This is a genomic window from Gemmatimonas aurantiaca (genome assembly GCF_037190085.1).
Taxonomy (GTDB): Bacteria; Gemmatimonadota; Gemmatimonadetes; order Gemmatimonadales; family Gemmatimonadaceae; genus Gemmatimonas; species Gemmatimonas aurantiaca_A.
This window is the reverse complement of sequence record NZ_JBBCJO010000001.1, coordinates 174,106-190,340: the sequence shown is the minus strand read 5'-3', so window position 1 is coordinate 190,340 and position 16,235 is coordinate 174,106. Positions and strand designations below refer to the sequence as shown.

The 16,235-nt window shown below is 63.6% G+C and carries 9 protein-coding genes; all 9 read right to left on the bottom strand.

The genetic code is table 11. The features are described from left to right. Positions 1-41 precede the first annotated feature (41 nt). Positions 42-479, bottom strand: a complete 438-nt coding sequence (locus tag WG208_RS00800; RefSeq protein WP_337169407.1) for a hypothetical protein — start codon at positions 477-479, stop codon at positions 42-44. Between the two features lie 40 nt (positions 480-519). Next, positions 520-2,211, bottom strand: coding sequence for a hypothetical protein (locus WG208_RS00795; protein ID WP_337169406.1), 1,692 nt, complete (start codon positions 2,209-2,211; stop codon positions 520-522). Between the two features lie 12 nt (positions 2,212-2,223). Further along, entirely contained in the window at positions 2,224-5,619 is a 3,396-nt protein-coding gene (locus tag WG208_RS00790) for a SusC/RagA family TonB-linked outer membrane protein (RefSeq protein WP_337169405.1), read from the bottom strand. A 784-nt stretch (positions 5,620-6,403) separates the two neighbouring features. Then, the gene (locus tag WG208_RS00785) at positions 6,404-7,087 is read right to left on the bottom strand and encodes a hypothetical protein (protein ID WP_337169404.1); all 684 of its coding nucleotides are present in this window, start codon (positions 7,085-7,087) and stop codon (positions 6,404-6,406) included. Between the two features lie 481 nt (positions 7,088-7,568). After that, positions 7,569-9,428: a hypothetical protein gene (locus WG208_RS00780; protein ID WP_337169403.1), complete on the bottom strand. Its 1,860-nt coding sequence runs from the start codon at positions 9,426-9,428 to the stop codon at positions 7,569-7,571. 167 nt (positions 9,429-9,595) lie between these two features. Beyond that, entirely contained in the window at positions 9,596-10,342 is a 747-nt protein-coding gene (locus tag WG208_RS00775) for a S8 family serine peptidase (RefSeq protein ID WP_337169402.1), read from the bottom strand. Then, positions 10,343-12,166, bottom strand: coding sequence for a lanthionine synthetase LanC family protein (locus WG208_RS00770; protein ID WP_337169401.1), 1,824 nt, complete (start codon positions 12,164-12,166; stop codon positions 10,343-10,345). It lies immediately after the preceding gene. A gap of 109 nt (positions 12,167-12,275) precedes the next feature. After that, positions 12,276-13,217 (bottom strand): thiopeptide-type bacteriocin biosynthesis protein, encoded by a 942-nt coding sequence (locus tag WG208_RS00765; RefSeq protein ID WP_337169400.1) that lies wholly within the window; start codon positions 13,215-13,217, stop codon positions 12,276-12,278. Next, positions 13,214-16,081 carry a lantibiotic dehydratase gene (locus WG208_RS00760; protein ID WP_337169399.1) on the bottom strand — a complete coding sequence of 956 codons (2,868 nt, stop codon included), beginning with the start codon at positions 16,079-16,081 and terminating at the stop codon, positions 13,214-13,216. The genes WG208_RS00765 and WG208_RS00760 overlap by 4 nt, the downstream gene beginning before the upstream one ends. Positions 16,082-16,235 lie beyond the last annotated feature (154 nt).

The following is a 16,235-nucleotide window of genomic DNA, read 5'->3' as shown; positions in this document are numbered from 1 at the left end:
GAAAACTCCGTGGAGGGAGACTCGAAATGGATAGGAGAACATCAGGGGCGCGGAATGCGAACCGTGGCGACGGAATCGGAGGGGGCAGGACCACCGTCTTCCTGACCCATTCCGACCAGCCCGGACTTCACGATGCCGACGATCACCCCGACGACCGCCGCCGAAACGATGGCGGTGCGCCCGCGGGAAAACCGGCGTTCCGACGCCAGAGCCACGTGCTCCGGCCTGATGCGGAGATGCTCACCGGACCAGACTTGCTGGCCGCCCCGGAGGAGCTGAATCGACGAAACGGCAACCGTCCACGCCGCGCTGTCGCGCGACACCAACCGCCCCTGTACGACGTCCGCTGAAGAGCCGAGTGTTTCGGCCATGGCCAGGCGCCCGGCGTCGGTCAACTGCAACTCGACCTGTGTGCCCGCCGGGATCCCGGTGCCGACAACCGGCCGCGTGGAATAGCAGCCGAGCGTCAGCGACACCATCAACAGAAGTCCTGCCGTACGTCTCATCAGCACCCGCGGCTCACCAACCGTACACGCTTGTGCCCGCCGCCGAGTTCGGCGCCGTGCCGACACCGGGACCGGCGCCGTACAGTTGACCCAGCGTGTACCCGCGAACCAGCAGTTCCTGGTACGGCACCGCCCAGAAGAGCGGCGTATCCTTGGGGAGATCCCCCCAGCCACGACCATCGAGGAACCAGGCCGAATAGTGTGTATAGGCCTCCTCGATGCGCTTCTCGTACTTGAGCGCATCCCACAGCGTGCCGCAGCCCACCGTGTTGAAACTCGGTGCCTTGGGCACCTTCGGCACGCAGGCGTTCCCACCCGGCACCACTGCCGTCTCGGAGAAATCCGTGATGGCGGGCAGGCCGTTCTTCACGCGCGTGAGGTTCACCAGCGCCGCCGCACCCGCGCGATCGCCCTTGCGGTAGAGCCCCTCGGCGCGCAGCCCATCTATCTCGGCCTTCGTCATGAAGATCGTCGGACCGTTACGGGCCGTGCCCGCAGCCGAGATCCTCCACTGATAGAAGCGGACATGATCGTAGTTGGACCAGCCGAAGCCGAATCCGCTCAACGCATCGCCGCCGTTGGGGCGGTTCACGAAGTACCGCTTGCACGTCGAACCCACGGCCTGGCAGGAGGTGAGTGAAAAATCCGCCTGCTGCGCCGCACGCGTGTCTCCCTGCGGAAAGCGCTGGTCGGGCGTGGCCAGCGTGAAGCTCACACCGCCCGACCCACGATCTCCCACCGGAGTGGCAATCCAGGCGGCATACGCGCCCGACGTGTCGGCCATGCCGATGAAAAACGGCGGCATCTGATGCCACGTGCCGAACACCATCCACTGCGCACGCCAACTGTTGTCCGGACCCACCGTGGTGCTGGTGATGATCTCGTGATCCGCCGTGATGCCGTTCTGCGCATCGGCAATGATGGCGTCCCAGTCAACCGCCGCGCGTTCGGCCGGGGTACGGGCCATGTTGGCCCGGATGCGGGCCCGGTAGCTGCGCACCAGCTTGATGAATTCCACCTTCGTCATCGAGGTGGGCGACGGAATCCACGTGTCGGGCAGCGGGAACCCGCGGTCACCCGACGCGTTGAGATTGGCCGCATCGAGCGAGCGCTGGAAGGCCGCGTACGCCGAATCGGCTGCCGCCTTGTAGCCGATCAGCACGCCCTTGTCTTCCGCCGTCATGCCTTCGGAAACCACGGCCACCGAATCATGCATGAGCGCCGCGTAGCCGATCGAGAGGCCGTTCAGGAACTCGGCATAGGCCCGGTCTCTGGCCGTGCGGGCGTCGGAGCCCAGGCTCAGCCCGTTCTTCAACTGGGTGAGGAAGGTGGAGGCCACCCGGTTCACTTCCGCCATGTACGAAAACAGCCGGTACTGCTCGGCGGCGCAGGGATTGCCCGCGTTATTGGTGTTGGCCGCCCCGCTGAACGGCGTGCGCGCATTGGCGCAGTTGTTCGCCAGCGAGGAGTAATTCATGAGGGACATGATGGAGGTCATGGCCTCGAGATTGGTCACACTGCCGTGCAGGCCGCTGGACCACCGCTTGTAGTAGCTGCCCACCAGCGATTCGGCATCGTCCGCCGTCGCAAGCACACGCGCGGTTTCGGCCTGGTTCGGATTGGTCACCGCGAGCGACTCGTCGCAGCCGACCAGCCCGACCATGGTGGCCGCGATCGCGGCCACCCGGAGGAAAGTACGATTCATGTCGGCTCGGTCCTAGAAGCGCGTGGAGATGGAGAACGTATAGGTCCGCAGAGTCGGGAACCCGTACGCATCGGTCTGGGCGACCAGGCTCTGGGTCGTTTCGGCACCACCCGAGGCACCGACCTCCGGATCGAGACCCGAGTACTTCGTGAAGGTGAACATGTTACGGCCGATGAGCTGCAGGGTCACGTCGTTGATGCCGGCGATCTTGCCCAACTGGTACGTGACCGCGAGTTCGCGCACCTTGGCAAACGAGCCCTTCTCCACGTTCCAGTTGTTCGGACCGAGGATGTCGTAGAACCCACCCGCGCCCGCACCTTCCTTGCCACCCACGCGCCAGCCATAGCTTATGGGCTTGGCGGTCTCGACCGTCTTGCCACCCTGGTCGAAATAGCCGTTGGCGTAGTCGAGCAGACCCCAACCCGCACCCTGGTTGTTGATGTAGTGGCCGATGGTGCCGTCGATCAGGCCATACACAGAGAGCTTCTTGTACGTCATCGTGTTGTTGAACGCGAAGCGGAACGAGGGTAGCGTGTTGCCGATGATTTGGCTGATGCCCGCCCCCTCACCCGGCTCGCCGCGGAGCGGCCGATCGATGATGGGGTGCCCGAACTGGAGCGGGTAGTTCCACGGCGAATTCACCTCGGACAGCTTGGTCTGCCACAGGTTCTTGGTGATGCCGTCGCGCCAGCTGTTGCCTTCACCCACCCAGACCACCCAGCCCTGATCGTTGACCTGGAAGGCCCTGCCATCACCACACTGGCCCTGCACAGCGGCCGGCAGGTCGCCACACGTCTTGTAGAACTTGCGGCCCCAGAGGCTGCCGTAGCGGTTCATCTGATAGCCGTTGCTCTTCGCGGTGTTCGGCGTGATCAGGAACATCGACGTCGTCCCCTGTCCGGTGCCACCATCCATGAAGTATTCCGGCACGAACAGTTCGGTGATGTAGGTGCGGTTCCGGTCGAACGTGCCGCGCATGTTCCACTGGAAGTCCTTGGTGCTCACCACCGGCAGATTGAGGGCCGCTTCGAACGTCTTGTTCTGCAGCGTGCCCGCGTTCGCCCATTGCGTGCCGAAGCCGAGCGCCGCCGGCGTGTTCGGGTTCAGGATCTGGTTCGTGGTGTTGGATTGCGCGTACGTCAGTTCCACACCCAGTCGGCCGAAGAGCGTGAAGTCGGTACCGATTTCGTCTTCCACCGTGGTTTCCGGCTTCAGCTTGGAATTGCCGGCCTGGCCCAGGGTGCAGCCGGTGGCCGAGCAATTGTACGTCTCGTACTGGGCGTTGAACCGTGGCGAATTGCCGGCCGAGCCGCGCGAGGCACGCAGACGGAGATCGGACACCGCCGGCAGGCTGAACCACGACTCTTCCGACAGACGCCACACGCCAGACACACGACCGAACGGCGCCCACCGGTTGCCGGCGCCGAACAGCGACGACCCGTCGTAGCGGAATGTGCCGTCGAGGATGTACTTGCCCTTCCAGTCCAGATTGGCGCCGGCCACACCACCCATGTTCTTCACCAGCTGACTGCTCGAGGTGGCGGTGAAATCCTTGGTGGTGGCGGAGAGGGTGTTGACCCCCGACACGGCGTACTGGTAGCCCCGGCCGCGGCTGGTGTACGAATAATCGCGGTCGAACAGCCCGCGGAAATTGAGCTTGCCGTTCAGCTCGGATGTGATCTGCTTGCGGAACGTGGCCGAGATGTAGCTGTTGAGCGACTTGCGGCCACCGTTGTCCATCAGCTGGTTGCCCAGATTGCTGTTCGGGTTGGCCGTGTAGGTCCGGTAGCCCTTGAACACATACTGATTCCGGAACGTGCCGCGCTGGTCGTAGGCATACAGCGCCTCGAAGCTCGCCCACGGCGCCGGCGTGTAGGTCATGCTCACCGAGCCCTGATACCGGTTCGACTCGGTGTAGTCGTTCAGATTCTCGCCATCGTACAGGAAGGTGCCGCCGCCGTTGCCGGAGCCGCGCAGGTTGGCGCCACCGCCACGCACCAGAAGACGGCCCAGGGTGTCCCGCGCCGTGTAATTCGTCCCGGCCGGCGCACCGCGGAGCAGCTGATCGAAGATGCCACCGTTCGAGGAACCACCGCTGCGGTTGTCGACCCGCCCGTTGTTGAACTGCGAGCTCACCGACACGGTGAGATTGGGACGCACATCGTAATCGAGGTTGACGCGGGCGCGGCGCTGCTGTGAGCCGTTGAGCTCCTTGACGGCGCCGCGGTCGTCGGTGTACGCCGCCGTCACGTAGTAGCGGATGCCGGCCGCACGGCCGTTCACGTCCACCGAGTTGAGCATCACCGGGTTCTGCGTGGTGACCTGCGCCAGGGCGTCGTAGCGCTGTCCGGGCCACATGTTCGCCTGGAACACGTTGAGCTGTTCACCGCCCGCGAGGGCCGGATTGTTCCACTGCAACGCGTACGGCGTGCGCACCGAATCAGCCGCCACGTTGTTGATACGCATGATCTCCTCCATCCAGCCCGTCGTGCGCGAGCAGGCCGCCACGTTCCCGGCCCCCTGGATGCAGAAGCGCGTGCCCGTTTCGTCGAGCTGCAGGTGGTGGTTGAGGGGCTGCGCCATGTTCACCGAGTTCATGTCGGAGATCCCGTACTCCACCCGGGCTCCCACCCGCACTTCGTTGCGCGACGCCCCACGCTTGGTCTTGATCACGATCACGCCGTTGGCCGCCTGGGCGCCATACAGCGAGGCGCCGGCCGCACCCTTCACCACTTCGACCGACTCGATGTCGAGGCCGCCGATTTCGGTGAGGTTCTGGCTGCGCAGGATCGTGCCGTCCACGATGATCATCGGGCCCGAGGCCCGTCCGCCCGTGTTGATCGAGGTGGGGCCACGCAGCATGATTTCCGGCGTCGCGCCGGGGCGCCCGCTGGTCTGCGCCACACGCAGACCGGACACCTTGCCCTGCAGCGCCGTCACCGGATTGAGCGCCGGCACGGGAATGTCCTCGGCCGTCACACGACCGACGGTGAAGGCCACCTTGCTGCGCTCGGTGCCTTCCATGGAGCCGGACACGACCACTTCACTGAGGCGGTTGATATCGCGCTCGAGCGTGAAGTTCTGCGTGTGCGAGCCCAGTGTGAGCGTGACCGGCGCAGCGGCCGGCTTGTACCCCACCGCGCGGACGCGGAGGGTGACCGCCTGTCCCGACACACGACCCGACGGGATGACGATGGAGTAGATGCCTTGTGCGTTGGTCGGCACCGAGACGACCAGCTCGGTGATGTACACATTGGCGAATTCGAGTGGCTGACCCGCTTCGCCGACCACCTTGCCGGTGATCGTCGCGCTGGTTGCCTGCGCTCGGGCCGAGGTGGCCGCCACGAACAACCCGAGCAGGGCGGTCGCGACAGCTCTCGCAGGACTTGTGAAGGAATTGGGCAACATCGCTCTCCCAAGGGGTGGAGGACAGGGACGTACAACGGCAGGGGCACGTCGGCTGCTGTGGGGGCTCCTGCCCACGATCTGCATGACGGAGCCGGAGGGGGACAACCGGTTCTATGGCAAAACCGATTGTCCAGCACGTCAGGTCCCAGAGGTTCGCTCGCGATTCATCGCGCGCAAACGGTACGGACCGATCGTCGGACACCCGGTGGAAACGAGGAGGTCACTACGCACTGCACCAACAGGGACTGCCTGAAGACTATTGGTACTATCGGCACCACATACGACACGCCGCATCGCAGGGTCGTCCCGCGATGAACTGGGACCGGAATGCCCCCAGATTCGGCAAGCGCCAACGTACGACCGCGCCCCAACGGTTCGCAAGTAGGGATCAGGGGATCCGTTTCCCTCTGGAACCCCTCAGAGAGGGGACGAAACGCGGCGCACGCGTGTCTGCCTCCACAACAGTGCAGCTGGGACCTGCGTCACATCACGTTTTTTCACGTTTCCGGACAGAACCTGCCCACGTGCGGTATATCCCATGGCCGGATGAAAATCGGAAACGAACCGGGACCGTCCGTATGGTCGTGACACATCCCGGCGTGGACGTCGGCCGCGTCATTGATGCTTTCGTCATTCAACAAGTCCAATGGGACGGGCCGTCTCTGGACGCCACCCGCCCCATTGATGAAATATCCGGGAAATATCGATGGTATCCTGCCGTTCATCCTGCGGGTGTCGCCGCAGGTGGCTCCTCAAAGCCGGAGCCACCTCTCAATCCCAGCCGTTACTTCCTGCGCGACAAGGCTGCCGGCGTCCAGTTGAGTCCCACAGCTACCGTCTCGTCGCTGCCCACGATATCCGAACCGGTGAAAGTGGCCGCCACCCGCAGGCCGAACTCCCGGTTCACCTGCCAGTGAGCGCCGAAGTCGAAGTTCAGACTGGCCGTCGATTTGCTTCGACCACGCCCGCCAATCGCACTCCCCCGACAAGTGCTGCAATAGTCGATGGACACGCGCGGATGCACAAAAGGTGTCAGCGACATGTCGTCTTCCAGGGGAAAGGTGTGGCCGATGCTCGCACCGATGGGGATGCGAATCCAGCTCCCGTTGCCGAACGACGCCCCGGTGCCCGCGGTGAGCAGCACATCGAGCGGCTGATCTCCGCTGGCGCGGACGACTTCCTTGCCTAAGGCCGCCCCGAGGAACAGGAGTGGGTCGGCGGCACCCTTGGGATCGGCAAATCCGGCATCGAACTGCCAGTGCATGCCTGGAGCCGCCGCCTCACGCCATTGAAAGAGCAACGTGGTGCCTGCGCCACCGACGAGAGCGCCCGTGTAGTCCCGGATACTGGCCGACGGTGTCTGCAGCGCCGGATAGTTGAAGGCCTGGGCGCTGAGGGACGATGCGGTCAGCAGTGTGACCGCCGCTGCACGAGCGACGACGGATGCGATCCTGGAAGACTGTGTCAAGGCAGTGACCACCGGGTGGCGTATGGAAGTGAAAGCGCTGTCCGGAAACTATCGACATCCGGTGTGCGGGCGCATGCGCGGTGTGTGTCCTGCGTCGTACCGGACGAGTGGCGGTCGGGTTCCGGTGCAGCTTTGGCGAGTTCTCTGTGGCCGCGAGTGTTGGGGGGCGCCCTGCGGGCGCGATACCGGCGGGATGAACTACAGGATGCCTGCAGGACCGTCCTCAGCATGAAGCCGGCAATGTCGCGTGGCGGCCAGTTCGTTTTTTTGAATTGAACTGCGGGGAACAACGGGCTCAATCGCACGCTCGTTGTTCCTTTTCAAAATCCCTCCCGCGACATCCTGGTCGCCCGCAGGGGAGCAATCCTGCTTTTATCCGCTGTTTGTCCTGCCCCTATCGCGCCCGCAGGGCGCCCCCAACACTCGCCGCTCCCCCAAGACCCGCCGAAGCCGCGCGGGTGGTGCCCCCAACCGTCCGGCATCATCGGGGTGCCCCTCTCTCCACACGCACCACACGGAGCAGCACTTCCCAGGACACCCGTGGCGGACACTGCAGCGTGAAACCGCTTTCCGCGGCCTGAGCGGCAATATCTTCGAGATTGGCCATGATCCCCGTTTCACGGGGCGCGAGCACCGACGCCTGACACAGCAATGGCCAGCCGGCCCCCAGGTTGCCCTCCTGGAAGAGCGCGCCAGCCAGCGTGTTCAACAGATTGCCGGCGGGCTCATCGTCTCGATCCAGCTCGCCCTGCACGAGGGGATCATCGAGCCGAGCCATCAATGCCAGCGTTTCCGTCGTGTGGCCGCCCTGGTACAGACAGAACGCATAGTTCGCCAGGACCGTCGGTCTGCTGGGCGCCAATTCCATCGCGCGGGCGAGCTTCGCTGTGCCGGCAACAAGATCACCTCGGCTGCATTCCATCATGCCGATCATCGAGAGTGCGGAGACGGAGGTGGGCTGGTGATCGAGGACCGCCGAGAACAGCGCGGCATCGTCGCGATAGTCGGCGACATGTCGACGTGCCGTCGCCGTCAGCAATGCAAGCGCCACGGCAACCACGCCCATCACGATGATGGCTGGAGCGGACAAAGGCCCACGCGACGCACGCGACGGCAATCCACTATCGGCCTGGCTGCGGAAGAGTCTCCCTGCCGTCAGCCCCACCACGATCGTGATGGGCACGAGTGGGAGATACATGTAGTGATCCGCCACCGTGGAAATGCGCTGGAATGAAAACGGAATCACCCCCAGCACCGGCGCCGCCGTCACGATGGCACAGACGATGGCCACCGCGCTCCATCTGGTGAGCACACGCGCGGATGCATCCTGCAATGCAGGAGCAGACGTACCCGCACGGGCGAACACGACACCCGCACCGATCGCAATGAACAGGGCCAGCGCCAGCGGCACCGTCAGCATCATGGACGGTTGCCACGTCGATGGATCACCCCCGATAGCGGCAGGGATACGTCCGTAGTCGACCTGCAGCGGCGCCGGCCACCACACTTTGGTCACATAAAAACCGATCGCATCGACGGCACCGATCAACCGGGCGCCGATCGGAATGTCGAGCGGTGTCATCTCCATCTGTGTCCGTGCGGTGATGATCGTCACCGCTGCAGTCGGCACACTCCAGATGAAAGTGGCCGCCAGGAAACGTCGCCGCCAGGATGCCTGCAACAGCACGGCCACGAGGCCCATGACGAGCGGAACGGCCGCGATGGACGGTTTGCACAACAGCCCTGCCGTGAACAGCACCGATGACACGGCGAGTGCGATACCGGTGGGCACGGCGGAGGTACCAAGGACCACCACCGCGAGCAACGCACAGCACGTAGCGCCGAGATCGCGTCCCCCACTGATCCAGCCCACCGCTCCCACCTGCAGGGGATGCACGGCAAAGAGCAGCGCCGCGATCGCCGCACCCATGAGACGGGCGCGCTCGTGGGGCCCACGAATCCCGTCACTCCCGTGGAGATACCGAGACAGACGCCATGTCAGCAGCGCCACGAGCGCTGCATTGAAGCCATGCACCACCACATTGAACACACGGAACGGCACGGCGCCGGCCCCGAGATCCAGCAGCGCGCGCCAGATGGAGAGCGTGACAGGGATATAGAGCCCGAACCAGGGTCGGGCCCACATCTCGGTCCACGACGTGTCACCACTGAGCAGGGGATTGCGCGTGATGTTGTGGCCGTCGTCCCATCTGAGAAACGAGGCCCCGAACAGCGGCGCATAGATCCACCACAGGAGCAATCCCGTCACCATCGCGGCGGCAAGAGCCAGCACGACCGGACGGCGCCAGAACGGAACAGCGGAAGTGCCGGGGGTTGGCATGCACTGAATGATGCACGGGCACACGAGGGTGGCAACCGGCGACTCGACGATTCGCAAAGCCGTTTGTCCTGACGGTATGACGCCCCCGGGCGCCCTCACCACTTGCCGACGACGAGAACTGTCCAACCCAGTGGGTGGTCACTCGTCGCGGCTCGTGATTCCGCTTGTCAGGTCGTGTCCGATGCACAACGAGCAAGCAGAGCACGCAATGCCTGCTGATTTTCGGGTGCGTGACCCTCGATTATCGCCGCAATCACCCCCGCCATCGTGGCCGCGGCAAGACTACTGACACCCACGCCTTCGGTCGCTCCGGCATCGACGGACGGCGCCCTGCCCCAGGCGCCACACTCGTACCGATCGGCGGCCCGGAACAGGAACTCAAACGGTGAAGCAGTTCTCGCTGGCCGCACGCCAAACACACAATCGAATGCGGCAGGAAACGAAGGTTCTGATGACGGGCTGGCCGCCGCCACCAGGGTCACCCCCCGTGAAGCGGCGCGGGCACACGCCCGATACCACGGCCCGATCACATCACGACGGGTGGTGGCGAGGCTCATGCTGATCACATGTACCCCCTGCTCCGTGGCCCAATCGATCGCATGTTCCACCACGGAGGGATCGGCCTCCAATCTCTCATGGAACACCTTGACCGGAATGACCTGGACATCCGGAGCCACATGCACAATCTGCAAGGCGCAGCGGGTACCATGGCCGATCCGGTCGCTGGTATCCGACGATGTGATGATTCCACGACTGCTCTGATCCCGGCGAAATGCCACACCGGCACCGTGGCGCACACGCATACCGTCAGAGGACAGACCTGAATCGACGACAGCGATGCCAATACCACGTCCGGTGAATGAACCCAGCCGCACCCCATGATCGGCCGACAGGAACCCGGGAGACTCCTGCATTCATCCAGCCAGCTTGGCGTTCCCGGCAGCACTCTCCATATCGGGTTCCGGTGCGCACACCAGAAAGCCCGCCTCATACGCCGATCGTGTCTGCTCCTCGACAAGAGCGCGAATCCGGGCGCGTCGCTCGCCATTCACATAAACGGAGATACGGACAGCGACATCGTCCATACGGGCCGCCGAACCATACGCATCGAGAACGAGCGCGGCCAACGGTGTTAGATCCTCAGCGACACACTGACCATGCGGATCCGGCCTGACCATATACGGCCTGATCCGTCCGCCGCGGCGTTCAGCACGGACGCCATGTATTGCAATGTCTCCGCGCAAGCGGAAGCACGTCCCGGACCACAGGATTTCACCCGGGGGACGCACCAGGAATCCGTCCATCCTGCGTTGCACGTCGCTCAGTTGCCGCTCCCCCGGTTCGACGCACGCGAGATCGCGAGCGATCGCACCTCGCGCCGCATCGTCGGTGAGTGTGGATCGACGCCGGCGGACGCACGATGCCACCGTCGACAGGTCGGGCCTCGACGCCCTGACGTTCCATGCCCCCGCCAATCCGTCCAGGTCGTCTCCGTCCGGCAGCCCATCGGCGTGCCGGAACAGTGTGCGCATGAGCTCACGTCGATACGCGATGGCGTCGGACTGCTCGAATGTGAATGCCGCCCCCGTGGGAGAAGGGAGCGCCGGAAACAGCACCGACGGAACGTGAGGCGCGTGCAGTCGCAGGTAGTGCAGCCCGATGCCGGCATCGCCGAGCAGGAGACAGGGATCCGGCAGGCGATCCGCCGAGCCGCTGGGCCATGGGACACCGCGGCTTTCGAACGTCTCGTCGCCCGCTGCCGCCAGTTCCAGCACACACTCGCGGAGATCGGGCCGGCCAAGACTCCCGGCGGCGGCTATGAGGAATTCCGAATTGCCGGCGATACCATGGCAGAGCGACCAGTTGTGCGTTTCACGATCGATCGATGCCGATGTGGCATCGGCCGCCGCATGCGCTTCGCGCCACAACCAGGGAAGCCCCAATCGCTCGGCGGCGCGCAGACGGACCAGGCCGATACCGGGAGCCCCGTGACACCAGGCGTGCATGCCATGCAGTTGGTAGGGTGCGGGTTCCCATCCGGATCGCACCATCGACTGGGAGGTCTCTTCGTCGAAATCCCAGATGAGTTTGCCGAATTCGGAGTGTCGGAAGTCAGGCCAATTGCGGATTCCGCGATCATAGACCACGCGCTCATACAGGATGGCCTGCAGAGCCGTATACAGGAATCGTGAGGCACCACAGTATTGCCATGCCGCGAGCAGCGCATAGGCATACCCGGACGCTCCATGGGCGAACCCTGTTAGTGGACGATGCGCGGTGGGCACTCCCCTCCACGCAGTTCCGGACACCGTATGCACCGCCGCGCGCTGCATAGTCGTTCCAAGACGATGCACCACCTGTTCGATCGTCTTCCGGTCGATGAGGTGTTCGAGCTGCATGAGCAGCGGAATTGCACCGGCCGCGCCGCTGATGACGTCACCCTGCACATGGGTATTGGAGCTCTCGAGGCGTCGCCACAACATGCGCACGTCGTCCGCGGCCCGACCATCACCCGAGACCGCGGCCAGTCGGCCGAGTGCGTACACGATGCCGACGATCCCGGAAAACGCACTCCACGGCAACACGACGCTTCCGCTGTTGTTGACTGCATGCCGGAGGGCGCCTCGTGCAACGCGCAGCAATTCGGGATCGTGGATTTCTCCGTATAGTTCGGCGAGAAACAGGCCGATCCCCGCACTGCCCCGGTATACGGACGTGTCGATCTGCCATGACGTCATTTGCGAGTGAGGTTTGCGGACAACAGGTGCTTCCCACACGCACATGTCGCCGTCCCACACCGCCGTCCGGATAAGGCGCTGCCCGATGCTTTCCGCGACATCGAGAGGATCACGCATCGGTTTTCACGAACGGCTGCGCGACGACTGGTGCACACCGACACGCTTCGGCTATGGCGTGCGCGACATATGCCTCATCGAGGCGTGAAAGGCCCATGCGGTTGTTCGTCATGTGAAGGAAGGAGGGGATGAGGCGACGTTGCGCTTCCATCGCGTTGAACACCGGGTCTCCGAGAAACTTCAGTTTTCCGTCCCTGCCGAGTTGTCGATATTGGTGAAGGACATCCTCCCATGTGGGCAGGAATGACTCGAAGAGAGATCCCGCACCGTGCTCCTGCGTCAACGACTCATCAGCCTGGTCCAGGAAATCGACGATGGTGTCAAGCTGGCTTTCCAATGACGCGTCGAATGCGGCGCGGTATTGCTCCCCGGGCTCGACAAACAATCCGAGCTCAATGTCCCGAATCCAGGCGGAGATCTCTCCGATCGTCGCACGCGTCCCGAAGGCCGCCTGGAGAGCAACATAGGACGCAAGAATACCGGCACCCACTTTTGCCGGACGCGCCCGATCGTGTAGTGCACCAAGCCGGAGTAGCACCCAATCGCTGGACGCACAGAAGGCCGCCTCGGCCAGTCTCACCCCTGCGGGACCGCCGTATCGTCCATGCTCCGGTTCGTAGCCGCAGACCACCATCCTTGCGAAGAGCCCGCCCTGCCCGGCATCCGGAAGATCGAGGTTCTCGACAGCCTGATCATCGGACATGTCGAACGGCACACGCACGCGAATGCGCAAATGCGGCAACGGATCCGAGTAGCGAACAAAAAAACGCGATGCTCCCGCGAGGGCGCTGTTGTTCAGGTGTCGAAGGATCCGGATGACGAACCCGTCAAATGCACTGCCGTACAGCGAGTCTTTCGTTCCCGGATAGAGATGCACGCTGAACCAGCGGTGTTCATCGGATCGCACGTCTGCGTAGGCCGACATCCCGCTCATGAGTCGAGATCCAGCTGCGCCATGAATTCGGTGCAGTACGTATCCTCGCCGTGACGCGGATAGTCACCCGCTTCCGGCAAGACTTCTTCGAGGGAAGCCGTAAAGGTGTCCAGTCCACCAGGCAACCGGCTGAACAGGTCCACGAAGAGAGGATTGGTGAAATCGATGAACTGCGGCTTCTGCGCATCGGCCGAAATCTGCGGCGCACGAGGTACGGCCGATTCGTGTGTCGTCGCTTGACTGGTCTTTCGAGTCGTGGGCGTCTGGGTGTCATCGAGCTCCATCTCGGCTGCATCCATCCCGGCCTCTTCTCCGCGCTCCTCCTCACCGCTGTCCAGGGAAGCGGCCTCAGGCTTTGGGGCAATCGAAAAGATCCGGACGTACACGCTCTCCGGAATGTCCGCTTCGAACCGCCATCGCTGGACTCGCGCAAAATACCTGGCAGGCGATTCGTTCGACTTCAGTCGCGGAAAGCAGACCGAGGGCACATGCCACGCGCGTCGCGCGAGAATGAGGTGCTCTCCGAACGTGTAGCGCGGACGTACGACGATCGTATCGAGTCGATCCAGACCCACTGAACCGTTGGCGTCAGGAAGAGACCAGGGCAGCGACAGCGCAAACTGTGCGTCGGGCCCCAGTGTGCGAAGCAACCGGAACAATGGCGGACGCAGCCGCGGACTGAGAAAACCCAGGTCGACCGGCCATATTCGCTCACCGGTGCTCCGCCGTGTCAGGGCCAACCGGGCTGGATCTGCGGCATCCGGACCGACCTCCAGATCGGTCAGCGCAATCGCATCGGATCGCCCGTGATGGGATCCCGTGGGATACTGGATAATCGAATCGGTGAGACGCGGATGCAGATTGGGGTTGAAATCGCCATCGTCGGCAATCTCGACGATCCGACCCCACGGAGACGAGGCATTCCGTTCGCGAACTGCGGTCCACTGGTGGTGTGGAAGCACCGGGAGAAACCGTGAGATGTATTTGCCATAGCCGGACAGGTACCGCCCCTGGTTCACCACGACACGCCATCCCCTGTCGCCGCACGGTGGTATCAGATTGCAGAACACACTGACCGACCGCGGCCCCGGACCAGCCGGCGGTGCATCCTGCGCCGCATACCGCAGCATGCCGGACGTGACCTCGATCTCGTCGGCGGTCGGCGGTGCGAGGAACCATGCGCTCGCCAGAGCCCCCGTGAGCGTATCACGGGCCTGACGCAGTGTCTGAAGAACTGTGGGAGGTGATTCGCCGGCCTTCGTTGGAATTTCTGATTTTTTCCCTCCATTGTGTTCCATTCGATGCCGGGAATACTGCTCCGCAAATGCGAGCAACGGAACGCGCGCCACCCCGGGATTCGCGTGCTCGAATATCTCGCGGGCAACCGCGGCCTCCATCCGTGTATAGGCCAGCGGAGCCGAATCGGCGACATAGCGCCGCAGATCATCGAGTGCCCCTGCAAGCGACCGACGATCGATGACAATGTGGGCTGCCGCACCACAATCCTCGTGGAACATCAACGACTTGCGTACCGCGCGTGTCGCTCCCGCGTCGTGCAGATACCGGTGCATCAGGCGCAAACTGCGTTGTTGCATGGCATGACGGCCCCACGCCGATGCCCCGGAAAAGACCGAAATCTGTGTCGCCAACGCATCCAACAACTGACGCGCGTTCGTCACCTCCCTCGGTGCATCGCGGATGTCGCGCAGAAAGGCGTTCAACAACGGCTCCCAATCCGCAATCTGATCATCCACTGGTGAAACAAGGCGCAGGAGCCCGCAGTTGAGCAGCCCGTCGATGTAGTGTACACACTCTTCTCGGGTGGCATCCACCTCGGCGTCATGCAGGACTGCCTCGATCAGGTTGCGGACGCGTACACGGGTGCAGCGTTCCAACGCAGTGAGCACGCATTGCAGCGCGGGGGTGCGGCGCAGGCGGACAAAGGCTTCGCGATGCCCGGAGAGAGCAAAGACGCGCAGATAGTTCCCATCCACCTCGATGGTATCATTGAGGGCGACGTGGAGGCATTCGCGTACCGATGGCAGCGGAAACAGCACCGCGCGCAAACTTCTGAGTGCCGATTTGTTCACGCGCACGATCGATGGTACGGTCGCAAGGCTTCCGACAAGCCGGAGCGGCTCCTCCGCATCGTCGATGACCACACCCAGTAACTGGCAGAACGTCGCGAAGGGGGTCGCCTTCATGGAGGCGCGCGACAGATATCGAAGCAGACCACGTGCTCGTTGCGCGCTGCGGGTCGCCGACATTCGGCGATCCGGTCGTCCATCGCGAGAGAGCAGTCTGAACAGGGAGTCGCTCGATGATGCCAACCCTTTCTGAAACGAGGTGGCACGAATCGCCCGCTCCAGCTCCCGCTGGGCAACGATCCGGTCATTGGCGTACTGCTCATCCAACCCGCCGCGGCAGGTCGTCAGGGCATCCAGCTGCGCGACGAATCGACGGACCTCCTCTCGCTTCTCACCGGACAGTCCAACATCGAGAGCTCGCAACTCGGAATCGGTGAAGCTTCCATCGAGCTGGAAAATGCGACGACGGAGGGATAACAGATGTCGCCGGTGGTCGCGATCTTTCGTCTGTGGCACGGCTTCGAACAGGATATCGCTCACGCGCGGGATATCAGCGGCGAGTGCACGCTCCGCTTGCAGCAGCGCGTGCTGCCTTCGTGCCGTCGTGCCGGACGCGGAGTGCACCGCAGAGACCGGAAGTGCGGCAACACGCGCGAACACCAACGGATCGATGAGCGGCAATGAGGAATGGAACTCCGTATGGGCTACGGAGGTTTCCTCACTACCGCTCGATCGTGCCGTGTATTGCGGTCGTTGCGATGCGCGCTCGAGGATCATCCGATCTTCGCGAGCACTCACCGAACTCAGGTCTCGCAGCAGGTGATGGTGTCGTAGCAGACCGTATCACCAGGTGTCTGCGTACCACACTGGCCCGTCGGACAGCCTATGGTCGGGCAGAGCTGTGTGTATTCGGGGTCGCACGTGCACGTAC